This is a genomic window from Pantoea endophytica (assembly GCF_002858935.1).
Lineage (GTDB): Bacteria > Pseudomonadota > Gammaproteobacteria > Enterobacterales > Enterobacteriaceae > Pantoea > Pantoea leporis.
This window is the reverse complement of record NZ_PJRT01000010.1, coordinates 89703-112380: the sequence shown is the minus strand read 5'-3', so window position 1 is coordinate 112380 and position 22678 is coordinate 89703. Positions and strand designations below refer to the sequence as shown.

Below are 22678 nucleotides of genomic sequence, written 5' to 3'. Positions count from 1 at the left end.
GCACCGCCTTAACAAGCGCAATAAATTGCGCCGCTACGAATTGTGCGTTTTTAAGCGAGATCGCCCGGCAACTCCAGCTTGCTGTAACCCAGGCCATTCATCTTACGGACACGGATCTGCACCGGAATACGCTCCTTCATCGCTTCGACATGGCTGATCACGCCGATGGTTTTGCCGCTGGCGTTGAGGGCATCGAGCGCATCCAGCGCGGTATCCAGCGTCTCGGCATCCAGCGTGCCGAAGCCTTCGTCGAGGAACAGCGATTCGATGCGCGTTTTATGACTCACCAAATCGGACAGCGCTAACGCCAGCGCCAGGCTGACGAGAAAACTCTCGCCGCCCGATAGCGTGCGCGTATCGCGCGTGGCGTCGGCTTGCCAGGTATCAACCACTTCCAGCTCCAGTTCTTCACTGATGCGGCGCTGCAGCAGATAGCGACCGTGCAGGCGATCGAGCTGACGGTTCGCCAGCCACACCAGATGGTCGAGCGTCAGACCTTGTGCGAAGCGGCGGAATTTATCGCCTTTGGCCGAACCCACCAGATCGTTCAGACGCCCCAGTTGCGCCAGTTCCACTTCATCGGTGGCGATTTGCGTCAGCAACGATTGCTGCTGCAAACGCTGTTGTGCATCGCTGTGTAACTGCTGCTGCGCTTCGCCCTGTTGACGGGCATTGTCACGTAACGTCACGCGCAGCTGTTCCAGCTGCTGCTGAATCGTGGCGGCGATCTCGTCGCTAAGATCCAAAGGCCGCTGCTGCTGATGCGCCGTCCAGCGCTGCATAAGCTGTTCGCTGAGGGTGAGCTGCTGCTGGCGCTGCTGATCGAGCGTTTGCAACTGCTGGCGCAGCTGCTGCACCTCGCGCTCCTCCAGCAGAGCGGCACGCAGCGCGCTTTCATCCGCAAAATCACTCTGCTGCAGCGCGGCGAGGAATGCGCTTTCTGCTGCGGCAGCGCGCTCACGTAAGGTGTGTTGCTGCGCCGCGATCTGCTCGCACTGGCCATGCAGGCCGTGCAGCAAGCTTTGCGCCTGTTGCCACTGCTGAAGCTGCTGCGCCAGCGCCTGTTCACACTGTTGCAGCGCAACATGCTGCTGCTGCCGGGCTTCTGTCACCCGACGATCGCCAAACAGCTGTTGACGCTGTTGCTGCTGCTGCTGGCGCTGCTGCTGCAAAGCGCTGAGCGTCTGCTGCAGCTCATCCAGCCGCTGCTGTTCACGCGCCAGATTCTGCTGCAGGCTGCTGCGCTCGCTTTCGGCTTTCGCCAGCTGTGGCTGCAACTCGCCGTGTAACCGTTCATTTTCCTGCCATGCGATCCAGCGTTGTTGTAAGGTGCGCAGCCAGCTTTCCCGCTCAGCGACATCTGGCAGGACGAGCTGATGCTGCGTCAGCTGCTGTTCCAGCTGCTGCGCCAGTTGCTGCATGGCGCTGCGTTCGCTGGCCTCGCGCTGGCTGATTTCATCCAGCGTCTGCTGCGTGCTGGCGATCTGCTGCTGCGCCATCTGCTGCTGATTCTGATGCTGCTGCCACAGCTGCTGCTGTTGCAGATGCGCATCCTTTGCCTGCTGCAGCGCACGCGCGGCGTTTTCCCGCGTCTGCAGCTGCTGTTGCTGCAGCTGTTCCTGCGCATCCTGCTGCTGTTGCCACTGCGCAAAATCGTCCTGCTGCTCTAGCGTGCAGGTAAGTGCCAGCTCACCGCTCAGCGCTTGCCATTGGGTGTTCACCGTCGCCAGTTGCTGATCGTAATCGCTGATCTCCTGCTGCAACGCCTGCTGCTGTTGCAGCGACAGTTTCTGCTGCTCGCCTTTGGCGGTGCCGGACTCTTTTAACTGCGCCACGCGTGTTTCCAGCGCGGTTAAACGCTGCTGATTGGCACCGGGCTCAAGCTGCTGATATTGCGCAATCGCCGGATGCTGGCACGAGCCGCACAGCGGGCAGGGCTGATCCGGCTGCAGTTTGGCGCGCTCGTCGGCCAGCTGGGCGATGGTGCGCTCCAGCTCGCAGATTTTGCGCACATCGAGCAGCGCCTGATGTTCCCGTTTGTACTCCTCGCGCAGCGCTTGCAACGTCTTTTCCGCGTCCTGATGCTGCTGCTGGAGCTGCGCCAGTTTCTGCTGACGCTGCAACCGCTGCGGTTGCAGCGCGCGCCACTGCGCGGCGAGCAGGTTAAGCTGCTGGCGCGCAGGGCGTTGGGTTTGATGCTGCGTCAGGGCGTCGCGCAGTTGCGCGCTGCCGATCTCCGCCTCAAGTGAAGTCAGTGCTTGCTCCGCTTGCATACGCTGCTGCGCGGCCTGCGCTTCGGCTTGCTGCAACGGTTGCGCCGCCTGTTCACGCTGAGCCTGCGCCTGTTGATGCTGCTCCAGCTGGCTGCGCTGCTGTTGGTGCTGTGCGATCAGCTGCGTCAGCGTCTGCTCGCGCTCATCCAGCCGGGCAATCTCCGCCTGCCAGCGCGTTAATTCCGCGCCCCAATGGGCGACAGCGGCTTCGCGGACACGGAATTCCTGCTGCTGCGCCAGCTGTTGTTGTAAACGTTCACTTACCTGCTGTTGCTGGCTGAGTGCGGTTTGGCTGGATTGCAGCGCCTGTTGCTGCTGCAGATGCAATCGCTGCTGTTCATCCAGCTGCTGCGCGAGGGTGGTGATGCGTTGATCGAGCGGGATAACCTGCTCGGTGAGCAGCGTTTCAAGCTGCTGCTGTTGCTGTAACGCCTGTTCGCGCGCCTGCTGCGCGGCCTGATAATGGTTTTCGCCCTGTTGCAGCGCGGTTTTGGCTTGCTGCCGTTGCGCCTGCAGCTGCTGCGATTGCTGTTCCAGCACGCGCAGATCGCCCTGCAACTGTTCGCGCTGCTGCAACTTCTCGCGCAGTTTTTCTGCCGGTTCGGCGCGCGCCAGCCGCTGACGATCGCCATCCGCCTGCTGCCAGGCCTGTTGCGCGGCAAGCAGCGTCTGTTCGGCCTGCTGCTGCTCTTGGGTTAGCTGTTGCTGCTGCACCAGCCATTGCTGCTGATGCTGCGCCAGCGTTAGCTGTTCGCTGAGAATTTTCTCCTGCGCACCAAGTTCCGCCAGCTGCTGCGTCAATTCTGCCCGGCGTGCTTCATCCAGCAGCGACATGCCACCGGCGCGGGCGCGCAGCGTATCCAGCTCGCTGCGCGCGGTGCGCCAGCGCTCGTAGATCTGCACCGAGATTTGTCCGTAGATTTCGGTGCCGGTCAGCTCTTCCAGCAGCTCGGCGCGTTCGCCGGGTTTGGCATTCAGGAAGGCGGCAAACTGGCCTTGCGACAGCATCATCGAGCGGGTAAAACGGGCGAAATCGAGCCCCGACAGGGTCTCAATCGCTTTCAGCTTGTCGCCAACTTTATCGGCGATGATCTGATTATCGGCCACACGCGCCAGCTCGACGCGCGGTGCCTGCAGCTTACCGTCGGCTTGGCCGCGCGCGCGGTTCTGGCTCCAGAAGGCGCGCCAGGCTTCGCCTTTGATCTCAAACTCCACTTCCGCCAGACACTCGGCGGTGTCGCGGGTGATCAGCTCGTTCTGGGTTTGCGACAGCGTGCCGAGGCGCGGCGTCTGATGATAGAGCGCCAGGCAAATCGCATCGAGTAAGGTGGTTTTGCCCGCGCCGGTGGCGCCGGTAATGGCAAATAAGCCGTTGCTGGCAAAGGGCTCGCGACGGAAATCGATAAACCATTCGCCGCGCAGCGCATTGAGGTTTTTAAAGCGTAGCGTCAAAATTTTCATGCGGATGGATTCTCCAGCGCGGCAAGCTGGGAGCGGAACAGCTGCGTTAACTGCTCGGCCTGCCCGGCATCCAGCTGATCTTCCTGCGCCAGTCGGCGAGCAAACACGTCTTCCACTTTTAGTTCGCTCAGGGTTTCGTTCTCCAGCCGTTCGAGGCTGCGCTGCCGCTGTTCGCGGCTGCGGCGCACCAGCAGCACTTCGACCGGCAGATTTTCGGTGAGCGCTTCAATGCGACGTTGCAGATCGCTGAGATATTCCTGCGTGGTGATCTCAATATCCAGCCAGACTGGCTGTTCGCTGGCGCTCGCGCTGAACTGCGCCAGCTGATGTTCAATCTCCGCCATCGAGCCTTTCAGCATCTGCATCGGCTGGAAGTGCGGGATGGTTAGCGGCGTAACGGTATTGAGCGTGGTGCTGAATTCCAGCAGGAAGACGCTTTTCTCGCGGCCAAGCTCATCAAAACTGAGCGGAATCGGCGAGCCGCTGTAACGAATGTGCTCGCTGTTGGCGATGCGCTGGGCGCGATGGATGTGACCGAGCGCGATGTAATCGGCGGGCGGAAACGCCTGCGCCGGGAAGGCATCCAGCGTGCCGATATAGATGTCGCGCACCGAATCGCTTTTAGTCACGCCAACAGTGGTGAGATGACCGGTGGCGATGATCGGCAGCGTAACGTCCTGCGCATCGCGCTGCGCCTGCGCGGCAGCAAAGCAGTGCTGATAATGCTGCTCGATCGCCTCCAGCAGCGAGATCTGCTTTTCGCGGCCGGATTGGCCGGCCTGGCTGCGCAGAATGTCGCGCGGACGCAGATAAGGAATGGCGCACAGCAGCGCGCCCGGCGCGCCATCGCGCTGCTTCAGGGTTAATACCTGCTGTTCGCCCTGCGGCGTGGCGCTGGTGATCACCTGCGTATTCAGGCAGGCCAGCAGCTCGCGCGATTCATTCAGCGTCGCCACCGAGTCGTGATTGCCCGCCAGCACCACCAATTGACAGCCGCTTGGCTGCAGCGCCACCACAAAACGGTTAAACATTTCACGCGCGTAGCTCGGCGGCGAACCGGTATCAAACAGGTCGCCGGCGATAATCAGCGCATCCACCTGATGCTGCACAATCTGATCCAGCAGCCAGTCGAGAAACGCCTGATGTTCCCGCGCGCGACTTTTGCTGTAAAAGAACTGACCGAGATGCCAGTCAGCGGTGTGAATGATGCGCATGTTTGCTCCGTGCTCTGTTTAGCGAAGGCGAATTATAACCACTTAAGATCACAAAGAAAAAAAGCAGAATTTTATTGTGACATTTCTGTTTTTTATCTATCTATCTTAGGGCGGTGTTTTCATAAAAGTGTCACAAAACTGACGCATAATGGCGCCGCAAATCCCAGTGACACGGTGTCACACTAGCAGGAGTTACAATGGCTAAGCGCATTTTGGTTGTGGAAGACGAAGCTCCCATCCGTGAAATGTTATGTTTCGTGCTGGAACAGAATGATTACCAGCCTATTGAGGCGGAAGATTATGACAGCGCGATTGGTAAGCTGATCGAACCCTGGCCTGATTTGATTCTGCTGGACTGGATGTTGCCCGGCGGCAGCGGGATTCAGTTTATTAAGCATTTGAAGCGCGAAGCCATGACGCGCGACATTCCGGTGATGATGCTGACGGCGCGCGGTGAAGAGGAAGATCGCGTGCGCGGTCTGGAAGTGGGCGCGGATGATTACATCACCAAGCCATTCTCACCGAAAGAGCTGATGGCGCGTATCAAAGCGGTGATGCGCCGTATTTCACCGATGGCGGTGGAAGAGGTGATTGAGATGCAGGGCCTGAGCCTTGATCCTTCCTCACATCGTGTGATGTCGGAAACCACGCCGCTGGAGATGGGACCGACCGAGTACAAACTGCTGCACTTCTTTATGACCCACCCGGAACGCGTGTACAGCCGCGAACAGCTGCTGAACCATGTTTGGGGCACCAATGTGTATGTCGAAGATCGCACCGTCGATGTGCATATTCGCCGTTTACGTAAAGCACTGGAATTAACCGGCCACGATCGCATGGTTCAAACCGTGCGCGGAACAGGGTATCGTTTCTCTGCCCGCTATTAAACGTAAACGGAGTGTTTACCGTGCTGGAACGACTCTCCTGGAAGAGATTGTTGACCGAGCTGGCGCTGGTCTGTTTACCTGCGCTGGTGTTGGGTCTGTTGTTCGGATATCTGCCGTGGCTGCTGCTGATTGCGGTGACCGGCGTGATGTTCTGGCACTTCAGAAATCTGATGCGTCTGTCGCACTGGCTGTGGGTCGATCGTTCAATGACGCCGCCCACCGGACGCGGCAGCTGGGAACCGCTGTTTTATGGCCTGTACCAGATGCAATTGCGCAACCGGCGGCGGCGGCGCGAGCTGGGCAATCTGATCAAACGTTTCCGCAGCGGAGCAGAATCGCTGCCGGATGCGGTGGTGCTGACCACCGAAGAGGGCACTATTTTCTGGTGCAACGGCCTGGCGCAGCAGCACCTTGGCTTGCGCTGGCCGGAAGATAACGGCCAGAACATCCTCAATTTGCTGCGTTATCCTGAATTTTCCCGCTATATCCGCCAGCGCAAGTTCGACATGCCGCTGACCCAGATCCTCAATAATCAGCGTCATATGGAATTCCGCGTGATGCCTTACAGCGAAGGTCAGTGGCTGATGGTGGCGCGTGATGTCACCCAGATGCATCAGCTGGAAGGCGCGCGACGCAACTTCTTTGCTAACGTCAGTCATGAACTGCGCACGCCGTTAACGGTATTGCAGGGTTATCTGGAAATGATGGACGACTCGGTGATGAACGAGCGCACGCGCAGCAAGGCGTTGCATACCATGCAAGAGCAGACGCGCCGCATGGACAGCCTGGTGAAGCAGTTGCTGACCTTGTCGCGTATCGAAGCGGCGCCGGCCATCGATCTCAAAGAGACGGTGGATGTGCCGGGCATGTTGATGCTGTTGCAGCGTGAAGCGGAAACGCTGAGTCAGGGACGTCACACCATCCATTTCCATACCGATCCGCATCTGAAAGTGTTCGGCAATGATGAGCAGCTACGTAGCGCCATTTCCAATCTGGTCTATAACGCGGTGAATCACACGCCCGATGGCACGCGCATCGACATCAGCTGGCTGCGCACCAAACAAGGCGCGCAGTTTAAGGTGTGTGATGACGGGCCGGGCATTAGCGAGCAGCATCTGCCACGCCTCACCGAGCGTTTCTATCGCGTGGATAAAGCGCGTTCGCGCGCCACCGGCGGAAGCGGATTGGGGCTGGCGATCGTGAAGCATGCGTTGGGACATCACAACGCGCGGCTGGAGATCACCAGCGTGCCGCATCAGGAAACCTGTTTCAGCTTCCTGCTGCCGCCACGCTTGATTGTGGCTAACGTGATGCAAGAGCGGGTTAATTAAGGTCGTAGGATCGCTATTCATGGCGCCATACTTATCAGTTAATAAAGCCTTTTTGGTGCGGGCGCTGACACATCTGCTGCGTCACGGGCCGTCCTCGCGCCGCTAGCGCGGTACCTTCGGCTTCCACGTTGTGCCGACGGACCGTTCGCGGATCGGCCTTCCCTGGCCGACCCCGAACTGCCTCGCGCATCCATGCGCGAGGCTCCTGGCCCAACGTAAAAGCCTCAGCGCTGCGAATGGCCCTTTTGCCGCAGCAGACGCGCCAGCGCCTGAAGCGAATGAGTCCTTTTCAACAACACGCACTGAAGCTTATGAGCAGGCCGGGGGCACTTTTGGCCCGGCAATCCGCAGCGCTGAACGAAGCGAGGAAGCCAGGAGAGCCCGCAGGACGCGGGCGAAAGGCGGAGCCGGGACAAGGAAGTCCCGTCTCCGCCGGTCCGTCAGGCAGACGAGCGAAGTGAAGGTACCGCGTAAGCGGCGCGAGGACCGCCGGACCAAAAGTGACACCGGCCTGCGCACTCGTCGTTGGTTTAACTGACAAGCATTACGCCATTCATGGAGACCAATTCCCGCCTCATTAACAACCCATACGCAATGTATTGCGTGATAAATCGCGCCGCTCCAGAATAGGCGTCTTACTGAATTGCGGAATCGCCAATGAAATCGCTGTTGATCTCCCTCTTGCTGCTTTGCTCTGCTTTGGCACACGGCCAACAAACCATGCTAACCGGCAATCTGAGCAGCGTTGGATCGGATACGCTGGGTTATCTGATGACATTATGGGGCGAGGATTTCAGCCGCCAGTCGCCGGGCGTCAACGTTCAGGTGCAGGCGGCGGGATCTTCTACTGCGCCGACGGCGCTGGCGGCAGGTGCTGCCCAGCTGGGCGCGATGAGCCGGCCGATGCAGATCGACGAACGTCAACTTTTTAGCGCGCGCTACGGCTATCCGCCGCTGGCGGTGCCGGTGGCGATGGATGCGCTGGTGGTAGTGGTTAATCAGGACAATCCACTGCCGCGCATCGCGCCGCAACAACTCGATGCGCTGTTCTCCATCACGCGTCTGTGCGGCGGGCAGCAAGTGCCGCAGCGCTGGGGCGATCTCGGCCTGAGCGAAGGCCAGTGGGCCACGCGCAGCATCCAGCGCTATGGCCGCAACTCGGCGTCGGGAACATGGGGCTTCTTTAAGCAGCAGGCGCTGTGCAAAGGTGATTTTCGTGCTGATGTCGCTGAATTCCCCGGCTCTGCGGCGGTGGTGCAAGCCGTTGCCGCCACGCCCAACAGCATCGGTTATGCCAGTTTTGGCTTTCATCTCAGCGGCGTGAAAATGCTACCGGTGGTCACGGCGAACGGCGACAGCGTGATGCCGGATGCCGAATCGATTCGCAACGGCCGCTATCCGTGGTCGCGCCCGCTTTATATCTACGTCAACAAAGCACCCGGCAAACCGCTGCCGCCGCTGGTGAATGCCTTTCTGCATCAGGTGTTATCGCCACAAGGTCAGCGTCGGGTGAGCGAAGCGGGTTATCTGCCGTTGTCAGATAGCCAGATGGCGCAAGCGCGAGCGGCAATTGAGGGAAATTGAAGAACGTGCATCTGAACATGAAATAGTTTCATGTAAGCTGAATTTTCTTCCGTTGCCGAAAGGGTAACAGCGTGGCATTCTTTGTGGACATATAGCCGTCCAGATGGCTGAAATAACCCAGCGAAATTATACCCTGACGCAACTATGCGCTCAGCCAGGAGATAAAATGCCACGTCATAACCCGTTCCGCGCCGATACCGTCGGCAGTTTTCTGCGTCCCGCAGCCATCAAGCAGGCGCGTGTGCAGTTTGCCAATGGCGAAATCAACGCTGATCAACTGCGTCAGGTTGAAGATCGCGAAATCCGCCATGTTGTGGAGCAGCAGCGTGCCAATGGCCTGCAGATCGTTACCGATGGTGAATTCCGTCGCGCTTGGTGGCACTTCGATTTCTTTGGCGATTTGCACGGCGTCGAGCTGTTCGAAGCGGAGCAAGGCATTCAGTTCAACGGCGTGCAGACCAAAGCGCACGGCGTGAAAGTCACCGGTAAAGTGGCTTTTAATCCTCAACACCCGATGCTGGATCACTTCCGCTTCCTGCAAAGCGTGGCGGGCGATGCGGTTGCCAAGATGACCATTCCCAGCCCAAGCGTGCTGCACTTCCGCGGTGGCCGTAAGGTGATCGATGCCACGGTGTATCCCGATCTGAAAGAGTACTTCGCCGATCTGGCGCAGACCTACAAAGACGCCATCACAGCGTTTTATGCGGCTGGCTGCCGTTATCTGCAGCTGGATGACACGGTGTGGGCCTATCTGTGTTCAACCGAACAGCAGCAGCAGATCCGCGAGCGTGGTGAAGATCCACAGGAACTGGCGCGCATCTATGCTGAAGTGCTGAATACTGCACTGGAAGGTAAGCCAGAGGATCTGACCGTTGGGCTGCATGTGTGTCGCGGCAACTTCCGCTCAACCTGGATTTCCGAAGGTGGCTATGAGCCGGTCGCCGAAGTGCTGTTTGGCGGCGTAAATATCGATGCTTTCTACCTTGAGTATGACAACGAACGTTCAGGTGGTTTTGAGCCGCTGCGCTTCCTCAAGCCGGGTCATCAGCAAGTGGTGCTGGGTTTGATCACCACCAAAACCGGCGAGCTGGAGGATGCGCAGCAGGTGAAAGCGCGTCTGCAGGAAGCAGCACAGTTCGTGAGTCTTGATCAAATCTGCCTTAGCCCGCAGTGTGGCTTTGCCTCAACCGAAGAGGGCAACAGCCTGAGCGAAGAGCAGCAGTGGCAGAAGATTCGTCTGGTGGTCGATATAGCAAGAACAGTCTGGTAATGCTGTAAAGTTAGCCAAACAGGCGCGTAAATCGCGCCTTTTGTGCATCTGCAGGCTGATTTATGCAAAGAGATCTCTCGCATCGAGGAAACATTTAGCAAATCATCTGAGGTGTTTTGCCGCTATTCCACCGCGATTCACTGCTTTCTTCCACTATCTTGTTATATCCTTCTGGTTTTTCGATCCTGTATTGCCTTTCTTCGCTATAAACGTTCTAATTTGCGCCGTTGTCGATTTATCCCTCTGCGAACAGAAGAAAAGTAGATTAAATCACCTGCGCTTTAACGATTAGTCCCGCATAACACGCTGGTCTTGCCTGATAAGCCCTTGTTTTAGCGCATCCAGAGGACAACACGAACTCAACTTCCACCGCAACATCAGCTACAGGCAGTACAGAAGTTTATGACACATCGTTTAACCTCCAAGGATATCCTGGCGCTGGGCTTCATGACGTTTGCCCTGTTCGTTGGCGCAGGAAATATCATCTTCCCACCGATGGTGGGGATTCAGTCTGGCGAACACGTTTGGATTGCGGCTTTCGGCTTCCTGATTACGGCTGTTGGCTTACCGGTGATCACCGTCATCGCGCTGGCGCGTGTGGGCGGCGGCATTGATGCGCTGAGCTCGCCGATTGGTAAAGCCGCAGGCTTGCTGCTGGCGACCGTGTGTTACCTGGCTGTTGGCCCGCTGTTTGCCACGCCGCGTACCGCCACCGTTTCCTTTGCCGTAGGTATTGCACCGCTGACCGGCGACGGCACGCTGCCGCTGTTCATTTACAGCCTGATTTACTTCGCGCTGGTGATTGGCATCTCACTGTATCCGGGCAAACTGCTGGATACCGTCGGCCACTTCCTCGCTCCGCTGAAAATTCTGGCGCTGATTGTGCTCGGCGTTGCCGTGCTGATCTGGCCGGCCGGTGGCGTTTCGCCGGGCACCGAAGAGTATCAGCGTGCCGCCTTCTCCAGCGGTTTCGTTAATGGTTATCTGACCATGGATACGCTGGGAGCGCTGGTGTTCGGTATCGTCATCGTCAATGCGGCGCGCTCACGCGGTGTGGAAGATGCCAAACTGCTGACGCGCTACACCATGCTGGCGGGCATCATCGCCGGTATCGGTTTGACGCTGATTTACCTGACGCTGTTCAAACTCGGTAACGATAGCGGCGCATTAGTGGCGCAAAGCGCGAACGGTGCTGAAATTCTGCATGCTTATGTGCAGCAGACCTTCGGCGGCATGGGCAGCTTCTTCCTTGCGGCACTGATCTTCGTCGCTTGCATGGTGACGGCGGTGGGCCTGACGTGCGCCTGTGCAGAATTCTTTGCGCAATATGTTCCGCTGTCGTATAAAACGCTGGTATTTATTCTGGGTCTGTTCTCGATGGTGGTGTCGAATCTCGGTCTGAGCCATCTGATTCAGATTTCGATTCCGGTGCTGACGGCGATTTATCCGCCATGCATCGTGCTGGTGGTGCTGAGCTTCACGCTGAAGTTCTGGAACAAAAGTTCGCGTATTATCGCGCCGACCATGCTGGTAAGCCTGCTGTTCGGTATCGTTGATGCCATCAAAACCACCAGCTTTAAAGATGTGTTGCCGCTGTTCAGTCAGCATTTGCCGCTGGCCGATCAGGGACTTTCCTGGTTGCCGCCATCGCTGGCGATGCTGGTGATTGCCGCGGTGGTTGATCGGGCAAAAGGACGTGAGCAGGTCGCGGTTCATCAGTAAGCGACATTGCTGTTAATTCCAACCACGGGCTTGCCCGTGGTTTTTCATTTTCAAGGTACTGAGTGTTATGCAAGAAACCAATAAGCTCAAACGCGGACTGAGCACGCGCCACATTCGCTTTATGGCGCTGGGATCGGCGATTGGCACCGGGCTGTTTTACGGCTCGGCAGATGCTATCAAAATGGCGGGCCCAAGCGTGCTGCTGGCGTACATCATCGGCGGTGCGGTGGCGTACATCATCATGCGTGCGTTGGGGGAAATGTCGGTCAACAACCCGCAGGCCAGCTCATTCTCGCGCTATGCGCAGGATTATCTCGGCCCGCTGGCCGGATACATCACCGGCTGGACCTACTGTTTTGAAATCCTGATTGTGGCGATTGCCGACGTAACGGCTTTTGGTATCTACATGGGCGTGTGGTTCCCCGATGTGCCGCACTGGATTTGGGTGCTGAGCGTGGTGCTGATTATCGGCGCCATCAACCTGATGAGCGTGAAAGTCTTTGGCGAAGTGGAGTTCTGGTTCTCCTTTTTCAAAGTCGCCACCATCATCATCATGATTCTCGCCGGCTTCGGCATGATTTTCTGGGGCATCGGCAACGGCGGCCAGCCGACCGGCATTCACAATCTGTGGACCAACGGCGGCTTCTTCGCGCACGGCATTGTCGGCATGCTGCTTTCACTGCAGATGGTGATGTTTGCCTACGGCGGCATTGAGATTATCGGGATTACTGCCGGTGAAGCGGAAGATCCGAAGACCTCGATTCCACGCGCCATCAACTCCGTACCGATGCGTATTCTGGTGTTCTACGTTGGTACGCTGTTCGTCATCATGTCGATTTATCCGTGGAATCAGGTGGGCACTTCTGGCAGTCCGTTCGTGCTGACCTTCCAGCATTTGGGTATTGCGGCGGCGGCATCAATTCTTAACTTCGTGGTGCTGACGGCGTCGCTGTCGGCGATTAACAGCGATGTGTTTGGCGTGGGGCGTATGCTGCACGGCATGGCGCAACAGGGCCACGCACCGAAGGTATTCCAGAAGGTTTCGAATCGAGGAATTCCGTGGGTGACCGTTTTGGTGATGATGCTGGCGATGCTGATTGCGGTGTATCTCAACTACCTGATGCCAGAGAAAGTGTTCCTGGTGATCGCCTCGCTGGCGACCTTTGCTACCGTTTGGGTGTGGATCATGATTCTGCTGTCGCAGATCGCCTTCCGCCGCAAGATTGGCAAAGAGCAAGCCGGTAAGCTGGATTTTGCCATGCCGGGCGGTAGCGCTACCGCATGGTTCGGCGTGCTATTCCTGGCCTTCATTATTGGGCTGATTGGTTACTTCCCGGATACGCGCGTGTCGCTGTACGTTGGTTTTGCGTGGATTGCGCTGCTATTACTGGCGTGGCCGCTAGTGAAAAAGCGTAAAAGCTGATGATATTGTAAGGTCGCCATTGATGGCGACCTTTATTATCGATGACGATTAAAAATAATAAAAAAAAATAATCACGCTATCCCGAAATAATAAAATGCCAAAAAATATCTCGGCGCATCCTGGCGCCGAAAAGAACAACAAAAAAGGAGAAAATAAGTATTACTAAGGGATGTTTGACTTGCGCAGCATATCGTATTTTTATTGATGCCGGGATGTTTAAGAAAAAAAGAGAAAATTCTCACTTCGGAATAGAATATTACTAACAGCGCGCTTAAGTAATTTTGCATGAAGGTTAAGTTCGCATAAATTAACGAACTTAACCGATTACGGAAATTATAACGATAAATGCCCAGGCAGCAGCGCTTTCAGCTGCGGATAAATCACCGCATTAGCCAGCAGCACCGGATTGCCGTTCTGCAAGCCGTGATTAGCCAGATAATCGTTGGTAATGCCGCCCGCTTCGCGCATCAGCACAATGCCCGGCAAGCCATCCCACGGATTCATATGCGCTTCGTAGTAACCAATTAAGCGACCGGCCGCCGCCCATGCGCTCATCAACGCCCCCGAGCCGTTGCGGATAAACATGCCGCCCTGCGCCAGTAATGCGCTGATAAAAGTGGTCAGCGGTTCAATCGGTTGGCTGTTGGAGCTGCTCAGACCAAGCAATCCCTGATCGAGCTGCTGCGCGCTGTGCGCCTGAATGCGCTTATCATTAACCCAAGCACCTTTGCCGCGGCAGGCGTGAAAGGTTTCATGATGATTGGGATCGCACACCACACCAATCACCGCTTCGTTTTCACAAACGATCGCCAGCGATACGCACCAGTTGTGCAAGCCGTTAAGAAAGCTGCTGGTGCCATCAATCGGATCGAGCACCCAGATAAAGCGTGCGCCAGCAGTATTGCCGCCGCTCTCTTCACCCAACACCGCATCGTCAGGAAAGCGTTCGTGGATCAAATGCTTGACCAATGCCTCAACGTTGCGATCGGCTTCGCTGACCACATCCTGCAGATCTTTCTTATGCTCAACCACTAATTGATGACGTTGCTGATACCAGGATAGAGCCCGGCTGGCGGCGGTTTTGGCAACATCACAGGCGAAATGATAACGTGCGTCGAGTTCGGTAAGCGAAGCTGATGACATCTTTCCCTCTTATGATTTTCAGGCTGGCGAAGCAACAACAGACGCCAAAAATGGCGTATTGGCTGTGTGACGAAGTTAACAAAAGTTAAGAAAGGCTTCATTAAGCCGCAGATGGCTGCGCGTGACAAGAGGGGGAAAAGCCCGCCAGTGAAATTTTTCTTCTTACTGGCGGGTAATACGGGATGAAGCCTTAGTGGCGGGTTCTTACGCCAATTTGACGCATGTCATTACCGGTTGGCGATTGATGGACGCGCAGACCGAAAGTAGGTAGCACTGCGTAAATATGGTCAAAGATATCCGCTTGAATATTCTCGTACTCTTTCCACACCGTGGTGTTGGTGAACACATACACTTCCAGCGGCAGACCGTTTTCACCTGGCGCTAACTGCCGCACCATTAACGTCATCTCTTTGTGAATACGCGGATGCTGCTCCAGCCAGCTCTGCAGCCAGACGCGGAAGGTACCGATATTCGTCAGGCGGCGACCGTTGAGTGGCGAATCTAAATCACAGCCCAGTTGCGCATTCCATGCGGCCACTTCTTCGCTTTTGCTATCCAGATACGGTGCCAGCAGATGCGCACTTTTCAGCTGCTGCATCATGGCATCATCAAGGAAGCCAATACTGGTGGTATCAATATGAATGCTGCGCTTAATGCGACGCCCACCGGATTCCGACATGCCGCGCCAGTTTTTAAAGGAGTCGGAAATTAAGGCGTAAGCGGGAATGGTAACAATGGTGTTATCCCAGTTGCGCACTTTTACCGTGGTTAAAGAAATATCGATGACCGCACCGTCCGCGCCATATTTCGGCATTTCCAGCCAGTCATTCATTTTCAGCATATTATTGGCCGCTAACTGAATACCGGCCACCAGACCCAGAATTGGATCTTTAAATACCAGCATCAGCACCGCGGTCATGGCACCGAGTCCGGTGATCAATACGCCGGGCGATTTACCCAACAGCAGCGAAATAATCATGATTACCATTAAAATGGCGGCGATCAATTTCACGCTCTGGATAATACCGCGCAGCGGTAATTGCTGCGCCAGCATGCTGTTCGCGCTGAGCTGCTGCAGTAAATCCAGCAAGGAGAACAACATCAGCAGGGCGAAGACCATCATCCACAGCTGGGCGAAAATCAGCAGCGCTGCATAGATCTGAGCACTGTCGTGCAGGAAGAGTTCAGTCTGTAATTTGAATAGCACACCTTGCATCAGCCAGACGCTGCGGCTAAACAGGCGACTGTTAATCAGCGCTTTTGGCCACTGACGGCTACTTTTCTCGGTGTATCGACGCAGCAGCGGCAAGATAGCGCGGTGCAGAATGGCGTGAGTAAGCAGTGAGATGGCAAAGATAATGGCAATCACTATCCCCAATGCCAGGATGTGCGTGTAGCTAAGACCGGCTTCTGCGAGCCGGTTGGCAATAAGATGCTGCATGAGATTTCCCTGAGTGTGACGAAGATTAAGGTCACGCAGGGTAGGTGATGGGAAATTTCCCGTCCAACAGACGGGTCTTGAATTACCTAATATTACAATTCCTGCGCGCGCGCGGCGGCCATTAAGCGCGGATAAAACTGGAAGAACAGCGGCTCAAGTTGCTCGTAGTGATCAACAAAATCCTGATAGGAGTCGCGCAGCGCGGCTAAGCGCGGACGGCGATGCGCCATGCCGTTGAGCACGCGTGCCAGCCGCGTTGGTTCGGCATAGTGCTCAAACCAGCGTTCGCGCCACATCACTGCGTTCAGCTCAATGAAACCTTCCGGCGTGCCCGCCAGCTGCGGCACGATGTTTTGTTCAGCCGCCGCGGTAAATGCCACCAGCGACTGCGTTGGGTGGAATTTATCCCAGTGCAGCGCGAGGAAATGGTCCCAAATCACGTCGAGCGTGATGGGGGCCACGCGGCGCGTTTCCGGACGAAACAGCGCACGCGCAATCCGCACTTCGGGCAGGTTATCGGTCAGGACGTCGAGGCGACGATGCATGGCAATGCCATCCACCACCGGTGCAGGCCATTGTGATTGCACGTTGCCGCGCACGAAATCGGCCATGAGATTGCCCAGCAGAGAGCTGTTAGCCAGCTGCGCCAGGTGAAGGTGAGCGAGAAAGTTCATGGCGCATTATATACACGTCATACATCAAGTTACAGGTGCGTGGGCTGCTCTCGTTTGCCGCCTGCCTGCACCTCGAATTATTTTGTGTATTCGCAGAATCACAGAAGCGCAGCCAGTTGTTCAGAATTTGCCGCTTTTCCGCTAGACTATGCCGCCTGATTTTAAGTCCTGAAGAAGTGAAGCATGCGCGTAGCCGATTTTACCTTTGAGTTGCCAGAATCCTTAATCGCCCACTATCCGCAGGCGCAGCGAAGCGGTTGCCGCTTGCTGTCGCTGGATGGTCCAAGCGGCGCGTTAAGCCACGGCGTATTTACAGACGTGATGGATAAGCTCAATCCGGGCGATCTGCTGGTGTTCAACAACACCCGCGTGATTCCGGCGCGCGTCTTTGGGCGTAAAGCCAGCGGCGGCAAAATCGAGATGCTGGTTGAGCGCATGCTGGACGATAAGCGCGTGCTGGCGCACGTGCGCGCCTCCAAAGCGCCCAAGCCGGGCGCAGCGCTGCTGCTGGGCGATGACGAAAGTGTCAAAGCCACGATGGTGGCGCGCCATGACACACTGTTTGAGATCGCCTTCGAAGACGATCGCGCGGTGCTGGATATTCTCAACAGCGTCGGCCATATGCCGCTGCCGCCGTATATTGATCGTCCGGATGAAGATGCTGACCGTGAGCTGTACCAGACCGTGTACGGCGTGCGTCCCGGCGCCGTCGCCGCACCGACCGCCGGTTTGCACTTTGACGAGCCGCTGCTGGAAGCGCTGAAAGCTAAAGGCGTCGAGATGGCGTTTGTCACGCTGCACGTCGGTGCCGGGACTTTCCAGCCGGTGCGCGTTGAAACCATCGAGGATCACATCATGCATGCCGAATACGCGGAAGTGCCGCAGGATGTGGTGGATGCGGTGCTGGCGTGTAAAGCACGCGGCAACAAAGTGGTCGCCGTGGGCACCACCTCAGTACGTTCGCTGGAGAGCGCCGCGAAGGCCAGCCAGAATGCGCTGATTGCACCCTTCTTCGATGACACACAGATTTTCATCTATCCCGGCTATCACTATCAGGTGATCGATGCGCTGATCACCAACTTCCATCTGCCGGAATCGACCCTGATTATGCTGGTTTCGGCCTTTGCTGGTTATCAGCACACCATGGCGGCTTATCACAGCGCGGTGGCAGAGCAGTACCGTTTCTTTAGCTACGGGGATGCGATGTACATCACCCGTAATCCACAAGCGCCTGACGAAAGCGTCGGCGCATAATTGAATCAGACTGTTTCTCTGATCAGAGGTTAATGTGAAATTTGAATTAGATACTACCGACGGGCGCGCGCGCCGTGGCCGTCTGGTTTTTGATCGTGGCGTTGTTGAAACCCCAGCATTTATGCCCGTGGGCACTTACGGCACGGTGAAAGGCATGACGCCGGAAGAAGTGAAAGAGACCGGCGCGCAGATCCTGCTCGGCAACACCTTCCACCTGTGGCTGCGCCCAGGTCAGGAGATCATGAAACTGCACGGCGACCTGCACGATTTCATGAACTGGCAAGGACCGATCCTTACCGATTCCGGCGGCTTCCAGGTGTTCAGCCTTGGCGATATCCGTAAGATCACCGAAGCGGGCGTGCACTTCCGTAACCCGATCAACGGCGATCCGATTTTCCTCGATCCGGAAAAGTCGATGGAAATTCAGTTCGATCTCGGTTCTGACGTGGTGATGATCTTCGACGAATGTACGCCATATCCGGCGGATTGGGATTACGCCAAACGTTCGATGGAGATGTCGTTGCGCTGGGCACAACGCAGCCGCGATCGCTTCGATTCACTCGGCAATAAAAATGCATTATTCGGTATTATTCAGGGCGGTGTTTACGAAGATTTACGAGATGTCTCGGTTAAAGGTCTGGTAGAGATTGGCTTTGATGGGTACGCTGTGGGCGGCCTGGCGGTGGGTGAACCTAAAGAGGACATGCACCGAATCCTGGAGCACGTCTGTCCGCAAATTCCGCAAGACAAACCGCGTTATTTGATGGGCGTCGGCAAGCCAGAAGATCTGGTGGAAGGCGTTCGCCGCGGTATCGATATGTTTGACTGCGTTATGCCAACGCGCAATGCGCGCAATGGTCATCTGTTTGTTACCGATGGCGTGGTGAAAATTCGTAATGCCCGGTATAAAGATGACACCGCAACGCTGGATGCAGAGTGTGATTGTTACACCTGTCGCAATTATAGCCGCGCCTACTTGCATCATCTTGATCGCTGTAACGAAATACTGGGCGCACGCCTGAATACGATTCACAATCTGCGCTATTACCAGCGTTTGATGGCCGGTTTACGTAAGGCTATCGAAGAGGGTAAATTAGAGCACTTTGTTAGCGAGTTCTACCAACGGACGGGGAAGGCGGTTCCTCCGCTGAACGTCTGATAATTCATCAATGAGGGAAATTTAATGAGCTTTTTCATTTCTGACGCCGTAGCCGCAGCAGGCGCACCGTCTCAGGGAAGTCCGTATTCTCTGGTGATCATGCTGGTGGTATTTGGTCTGATCTTCTACTTCATGATTCTGCGTCCGCAGCAGAAGCGTACTAAAGATCACAAGAAACTGATGGATTCCATCTCTAAAGGTGATGAAGTGCTGACCAGCGGTGGTTTAGTTGGCCGTGTGACCAAAGTGGCAGAAACTGGCTATGTTTCTATTGCCCTGAACGACACCACTGAAGTAGTTGTTAAACGTGATTTCGTGGCCGCCGTTCTGCCGAAAGGTACTTTGAAGGCGCTGTAATTTTTTCTTCCCGAAGGGAACTGCCGTGTTAAACCGTTATCCTTTGTGGAAGTACATCATGCTGGTCGTCGTGATTCTCGTCGGCCTGCTCTATGCGCTTCCTAACCTTTATGGTGAGGATCCGGCCGTTCAGATCACTGGTGCGCGCGGTGGCGCCGCCAGTGAGCAAACGTTGGATCAGATCCAGACCGTATTAAAACAAGATAATATCGAGAGCAAATCCCTCGCTCTGGAAAATGGTGCCATTCTGGCCCGCTTTGCAACGCAGGATGGACAGCTGCGCGCGCGTGATGCACTCACCAGCGCGCTGGGCGAAGACTACATTGTGGCCCTTAACCTTGCGCCGGCAACGCCTCGCTGGCTGAGCATGCTGTCCGCGGAACCGATGAAACTCGGTCTTGATCTGCGCGGCGGCGTTCACTTCCTGATGGAAGTGGATATGGATACGGCTCTGGGCAAACTGCAAGAGCAGAACGCCGACAGCCTGCGCAGCGATCTGCGCGACAAAAGCATTCCGTATACCACCGTTAATAAAATCGCGAACTATGGCGTAGAAGTGCGTTTCCGTGACGGCGCCAGCCGTGATGCGGCAATCAGCTACTTGTCTACTCGCCACCGTGATCTGGTGATCTCAAGCCAGGGCAGCGATGCGCTGCGTGCGGTGATGAGTGATGCGCGTCTGAGCGAAGCGCGTGAATATGCGGTGCAGCAAAACATCACCATTCTGCGTAACCGTGTGAACCAGCTCGGCGTTGCCGAACCGCTGGTGCAGCGTCAGGGTTCTGACCGCATCGTGGTGGAACTGCCGGGTATTCAAGACACCGCGCGCGCGAAAGAGATTCTGGGCGCAACTGCCACGCTGGAATTCCGTCTGGTGAACACCAGCGTGGATCCAACCGCAGCGGCCAGCGGCCGTGTGCCAGGCGATTCGGAAGTGAAGAAAACCCGCGACGGGCAGCCAGTGGTGCTGTACAAGCGTGTGATTCTGACCGGTGATCACATCACCGATTCCACGTCGAGCATGGATGAGTATAACCAGCCGCAGGTGAACATTTCACTGGATGGCGCGGGCGGCAACATGATGTCCAACTTCACCAAGGACAACATCGGTAAGCCGATGGCGACCCTGTTTGTGGAGTACAAAGACAGCGGTAAGAAAGATGCCAACGGCCGGTCGATTCTGGTGAAACAGGAAGAGGTGATTAACGTGGCGAACATCCAGTCGCGCCTCGGTAACAGCTTCCGTATCACCGGTATCAATAATGCAAACGAAGCACGTCAGCTGTCGCTGCTGCTGCGCGCGGGTGCGTTGATTGCGCCAATCCAGATTGTAGAAGAGCGTACTATCGGCCCAACCATGGGGCAGCAGAACATCACACAAGGCCTCGAAGCCTGCCTGTGGGGTTTGATTGCGTCAATCCTGTTCATGGTGGTGTTCTACAAGAAGTTTGGTCTCATCGCTACCAGCGCGCTGCTGTGTAACCTGGTGCTGATTGTCGGCATCATGTCACTGCTGCCAGGCGCGACGCTCACCATGCCGGGTATTGCCGGTATCGTGCTGACGCTGGCGGTTGCGGTCGATGCTAACGTGTTGATTAACGAACGTATTAAAGAAGAGTTGCGTAACGGACGCTCGGTACAGCAGGCGATTCATGAAGGCTATAAAGGCGCCTTCTCCAGTATCGTCGATGCCAACGTCACTACGCTTATCAAAGTGATCATTCTTTATGCGGTCGGTACCGGTTCAATCAAAGGCTTTGCGATTACTACGGCTATCGGTATCGCAACCTCAATGTTTACCGCTATCGTCGGCACCCGTGCCATCGTTAACCTGGTGTACGGCGGCAAACGCATCAACAAGCTGTCTATCTGAGGAGTGCGTTGTGGCACAGGAATATAGTATTGAGCAGCTAAACCACGGGCGTAAAGTCGTCGACTTTATGCGCTGGGATAAGCTGGCTTTCATCATCTCCGGTCTGCTGATTGTGGCATCTATCGTCATTGTCGGTGTGCGAGGCTTCAACTGGGGCCTCGACTTTACCGGCGGAACGGTGATTGAGATTAACCTGGAAAAACCGGCGGATCTCGACGCGCTGCGTGAAGGTTTGGTGAAAGCGGGCTTTGAAGAGCCGCTGGTGCAGAACTTTGGTAGCAGCCGTGATGTGATGGTGCGTATGCCTCCGGCCACCGGCAATGCCGGCACCGAACTGGGCAATAAAGTGCTGGCTTCCATTAGCCAGACCACGCAGCAGAACGCTACCGTGAAACGCATCGAGTTCGTTGGCCCAAGCGTGGGTAGCGATCTGGCGCAGGCCGGTGCGATGGCGCTTCTGTCAGCGCTGATTGCGATTTTGATCTACATCGGCTTCCGCTTTGAGTGGCGTTTAGCGCTCGGCACCGTACTGGCGCTGGCGCACGATGTGATCATCACCTGTGGCATTTTGTCGCTGGCGCACGTCGAAATCGACCTGACGATTGTCGCCTCATTGATGTCGGTAATTGGCTACTCGCTTAACGATAAGATCGTGGTATCCGACCGTATTCGTGAGAACTTCCGCAAGATCCGCCGCGGTTCTTCTTACGACATCACTAACGTGTCGCTGACCCAGACGCTGAGCCGTACCTTGATCACCTCCATCACCACGCTGGCGATGATCATGATCCTGTTCGTGTTTGGTGGTGCGTTGCTGAAAGGTTTCTCACTGACCATGCTGATCGGTGTCACCATTGGTACCATTTCATCGATTTATGTCTCTTCAGCGCTGGCGCTGAAACTCGGCATGAAGCGTGAACATATGCTGGTACAGAAAGTGGAAAAAGAGGGCGCAGATCAGCCTTCGATTCTGCCGTAACGCGGAGTCAGAAAGTAAACGGGCTGCCATTGGCAGCCCGTTTTTTTATGCCTGTCGATCAGGGCGTGGTTTTCGTCGCTGGAGGCTCAACATCGTGCACGCGCACGTAGCCGAGTTGCTCCGGAGTTAACCCGCTGAGTCGCAGCGGTACGCTAACGGAACTGCGCGGCATTAACTGTGCAGGAACCTCGATGGTCTGGCTCAGGCTGCCCGCGTTAAGCGGTTTGCCGCTGGCCGGATCCATTTCGCCCCATACCACGGTCGCGCGCAGTGCCGGAATCGGCTGATCATCGGTTGAGCGGATATTCAGATTGGCGCGACTGCCGCTGGCTTCACCCGCCACCTGCGAGAGTGACAAACGCAATTTACCTAGCTGCGTCTGTAACTCCACCGGCGTATTGGCTTGCGGTAACAGCCACGCGCCCTGGGTGGATTGGCTGTTCAGCTGTCCCTGAATCTCCAGCGCCGTTGCCTGATTGGTCAGCTTGCGCATCTGCTGATTAAGCTGACTCACCTCCTGATGCAACTCTTTGACCTGCGGTGAAACCGGCGTTGAACTGCAACCACTGAGAACCAGCAAAGAGAGTGCTGCCGGAGCCCAAAACGTCCTGATCGTCATGCAATGTCCTTTCT

The 22678-nt window shown here is 56.3% G+C and carries 17 protein-coding genes; 11 read left to right on the top strand and 6 right to left on the bottom strand.

Annotation, left to right across the window (positions count from 1 at the left end):
- Positions 1–50: 50 nt before the first annotated feature.
- Together PZBJ_RS10630 and sbcD are read right to left on the bottom strand one after the other, a co-directional pair.
- Positions 51–3734, bottom strand: coding sequence for an AAA family ATPase (locus PZBJ_RS10630; RefSeq protein ID WP_101762456.1), 3684 nt, complete (start codon positions 3732–3734; stop codon positions 51–53).
- Positions 3731–4948, bottom strand: coding sequence for an exonuclease subunit SbcD (sbcD, locus tag PZBJ_RS10625; protein WP_101762455.1), 1218 nt, complete (start codon positions 4946–4948; stop codon positions 3731–3733). Before sbcD ends, PZBJ_RS10630 begins: the two co-directional genes overlap by 4 nt.
- A gap of 197 nt (positions 4949–5145) precedes the next feature.
- Between sbcD and phoB the strand changes: the two genes are divergently transcribed.
- The 6 genes from phoB to proY all read left to right on the top strand — a co-directional run bounded on the left by phoB (position 5146) and on the right by proY (position 13165).
- Positions 5146–5835, top strand: coding sequence for a phosphate response regulator transcription factor PhoB (phoB, locus tag PZBJ_RS10620; protein ID WP_007887040.1), 690 nt, complete (start codon positions 5146–5148; stop codon positions 5833–5835).
- A 20-nt stretch (positions 5836–5855) separates the two neighbouring features.
- Positions 5856–7166 carry a phosphate regulon sensor histidine kinase PhoR gene (phoR, locus tag PZBJ_RS10615; RefSeq protein WP_101762454.1) on the top strand — a complete coding sequence of 437 codons (1311 nt, stop codon included), beginning with the start codon at positions 5856–5858 and terminating at the stop codon, positions 7164–7166.
- A 657-nt stretch (positions 7167–7823) separates the two neighbouring features.
- Entirely contained in the window at positions 7824–8750 is a 927-nt protein-coding gene (locus PZBJ_RS10605) for a PstS family phosphate ABC transporter substrate-binding protein (RefSeq protein ID WP_101762453.1), read from the top strand.
- A 166-nt stretch (positions 8751–8916) separates the two neighbouring features.
- Entirely contained in the window at positions 8917–10020 is a 1104-nt protein-coding gene (locus PZBJ_RS10600; protein WP_101762452.1) for a cobalamin-independent methionine synthase II family protein, read from the top strand.
- Between the two features lie 402 nt (positions 10021–10422).
- The gene (brnQ, locus tag PZBJ_RS10595) at positions 10423–11742 is read left to right on the top strand and encodes a branched-chain amino acid transporter carrier protein BrnQ (protein ID WP_101762451.1); all 1320 of its coding nucleotides are present in this window, start codon (positions 10423–10425) and stop codon (positions 11740–11742) included.
- Between the two features lie 67 nt (positions 11743–11809).
- On the top strand, positions 11810–13165 hold the full coding sequence (proY, locus tag PZBJ_RS10590; RefSeq protein ID WP_101762450.1) for a proline-specific permease ProY: 1356 nt from the start codon (positions 11810–11812) through the stop codon (positions 13163–13165).
- Positions 13166–13498: 333 nt separating this feature from the next.
- Here proY and PZBJ_RS10585 read toward each other — a convergent pair whose 3' ends face one another.
- From PZBJ_RS10585 to PZBJ_RS10575, 3 genes are all read right to left on the bottom strand, one after another.
- Positions 13499–14308, bottom strand: coding sequence for an inositol monophosphatase family protein (locus PZBJ_RS10585; RefSeq protein WP_101762449.1), 810 nt, complete (start codon positions 14306–14308; stop codon positions 13499–13501).
- A gap of 190 nt (positions 14309–14498) precedes the next feature.
- On the bottom strand, positions 14499–15749 hold the full coding sequence (locus PZBJ_RS10580; protein ID WP_101762448.1) for a mechanosensitive ion channel family protein: 1251 nt from the start codon (positions 15747–15749) through the stop codon (positions 14499–14501).
- A gap of 92 nt (positions 15750–15841) precedes the next feature.
- Complete coding sequence (locus PZBJ_RS10575) at positions 15842–16423, bottom strand: ACP phosphodiesterase (protein WP_101762447.1); 582 nt, start codon at positions 16421–16423, stop codon at positions 15842–15844.
- Between the two features lie 183 nt (positions 16424–16606).
- On the opposite strand from PZBJ_RS10575, the gene queA reads away from it, so the two are divergent.
- From queA to secF, 5 genes are read left to right on the top strand one after another with little or no spacing between them, the layout of a single operon-like run.
- Positions 16607–17677 carry a tRNA preQ1(34) S-adenosylmethionine ribosyltransferase-isomerase QueA gene (gene queA / locus PZBJ_RS10570; protein ID WP_101762446.1) on the top strand — a complete coding sequence of 357 codons (1071 nt, stop codon included), beginning with the start codon at positions 16607–16609 and terminating at the stop codon, positions 17675–17677.
- Between the two features lie 34 nt (positions 17678–17711).
- Positions 17712–18836: a tRNA guanosine(34) transglycosylase Tgt gene (tgt, locus tag PZBJ_RS10565; protein ID WP_061717469.1), complete on the top strand. Its 1125-nt coding sequence runs from the start codon at positions 17712–17714 to the stop codon at positions 18834–18836.
- A gap of 24 nt (positions 18837–18860) precedes the next feature.
- Positions 18861–19193: a preprotein translocase subunit YajC gene (gene yajC, locus PZBJ_RS10560; RefSeq protein ID WP_008103990.1), complete on the top strand. Its 333-nt coding sequence runs from the start codon at positions 18861–18863 to the stop codon at positions 19191–19193.
- Positions 19194–19218: 25 nt separating this feature from the next.
- Complete coding sequence (gene secD, locus PZBJ_RS10555; protein WP_101762445.1) at positions 19219–21066, top strand: protein translocase subunit SecD; 1848 nt, start codon at positions 19219–19221, stop codon at positions 21064–21066.
- 10 nt (positions 21067–21076) lie between these two features.
- Complete coding sequence (gene secF / locus PZBJ_RS10550; RefSeq protein ID WP_101762444.1) at positions 21077–22045, top strand: protein translocase subunit SecF; 969 nt, start codon at positions 21077–21079, stop codon at positions 22043–22045.
- A gap of 58 nt (positions 22046–22103) precedes the next feature.
- On the opposite strand, the gene PZBJ_RS10545 is transcribed toward secF, so the two are convergent.
- Positions 22104–22664, bottom strand: coding sequence for a SadB/YajI family lipoprotein (locus PZBJ_RS10545; protein ID WP_101762443.1), 561 nt, complete (start codon positions 22662–22664; stop codon positions 22104–22106).
- Between the last annotated feature and the right edge of the window lie 14 nt (positions 22665–22678).

Bases quoted from the DNA above. Each gene is read 5' to 3' on its own strand.
- PZBJ_RS10580 (WP_101762448.1), bottom strand. From the start codon at position 15,749: ATGCAGCATCTTATTGCCAACCGGCTCGCAGAAGCCGGTCTTAGCTAC.
- queA (WP_101762446.1), top strand. From the start codon at position 16,607: ATGCGCGTAGCCGATTTTACCTTTGAGTTGCCAGAATCCTTAATCGCC.
- PZBJ_RS10630 (WP_101762456.1), bottom strand. From the start codon at position 3,734: ATGAAAATTTTGACGCTACGCTTTAAAAACCTCAATGCGCTGCGCGGC.
- PZBJ_RS10575 (WP_101762447.1), bottom strand. From the start codon at position 16,423: ATGAACTTTCTCGCTCACCTTCACCTGGCGCAGCTGGCTAACAGCTCT.
- PZBJ_RS10545 (WP_101762443.1), bottom strand. From the start codon at position 22,664: ATGACGATCAGGACGTTTTGGGCTCCGGCAGCACTCTCTTTGCTGGTT.
- PZBJ_RS10600 (WP_101762452.1), top strand. From the start codon at position 8,917: ATGCCACGTCATAACCCGTTCCGCGCCGATACCGTCGGCAGTTTTCTG.
- phoB (WP_007887040.1), top strand. From the start codon at position 5,146: ATGGCTAAGCGCATTTTGGTTGTGGAAGACGAAGCTCCCATCCGTGAA.
- brnQ (WP_101762451.1), top strand. From the start codon at position 10,423: ATGACACATCGTTTAACCTCCAAGGATATCCTGGCGCTGGGCTTCATG.
- sbcD (WP_101762455.1), bottom strand. From the start codon at position 4,948: ATGCGCATCATTCACACCGCTGACTGGCATCTCGGTCAGTTCTTTTAC.
- yajC (WP_008103990.1), top strand. From the start codon at position 18,861: ATGAGCTTTTTCATTTCTGACGCCGTAGCCGCAGCAGGCGCACCGTCT.
- PZBJ_RS10605 (WP_101762453.1), top strand. From the start codon at position 7,824: ATGAAATCGCTGTTGATCTCCCTCTTGCTGCTTTGCTCTGCTTTGGCA.
- proY (WP_101762450.1), top strand. From the start codon at position 11,810: ATGCAAGAAACCAATAAGCTCAAACGCGGACTGAGCACGCGCCACATT.
- PZBJ_RS10585 (WP_101762449.1), bottom strand. From the start codon at position 14,308: ATGTCATCAGCTTCGCTTACCGAACTCGACGCACGTTATCATTTCGCC.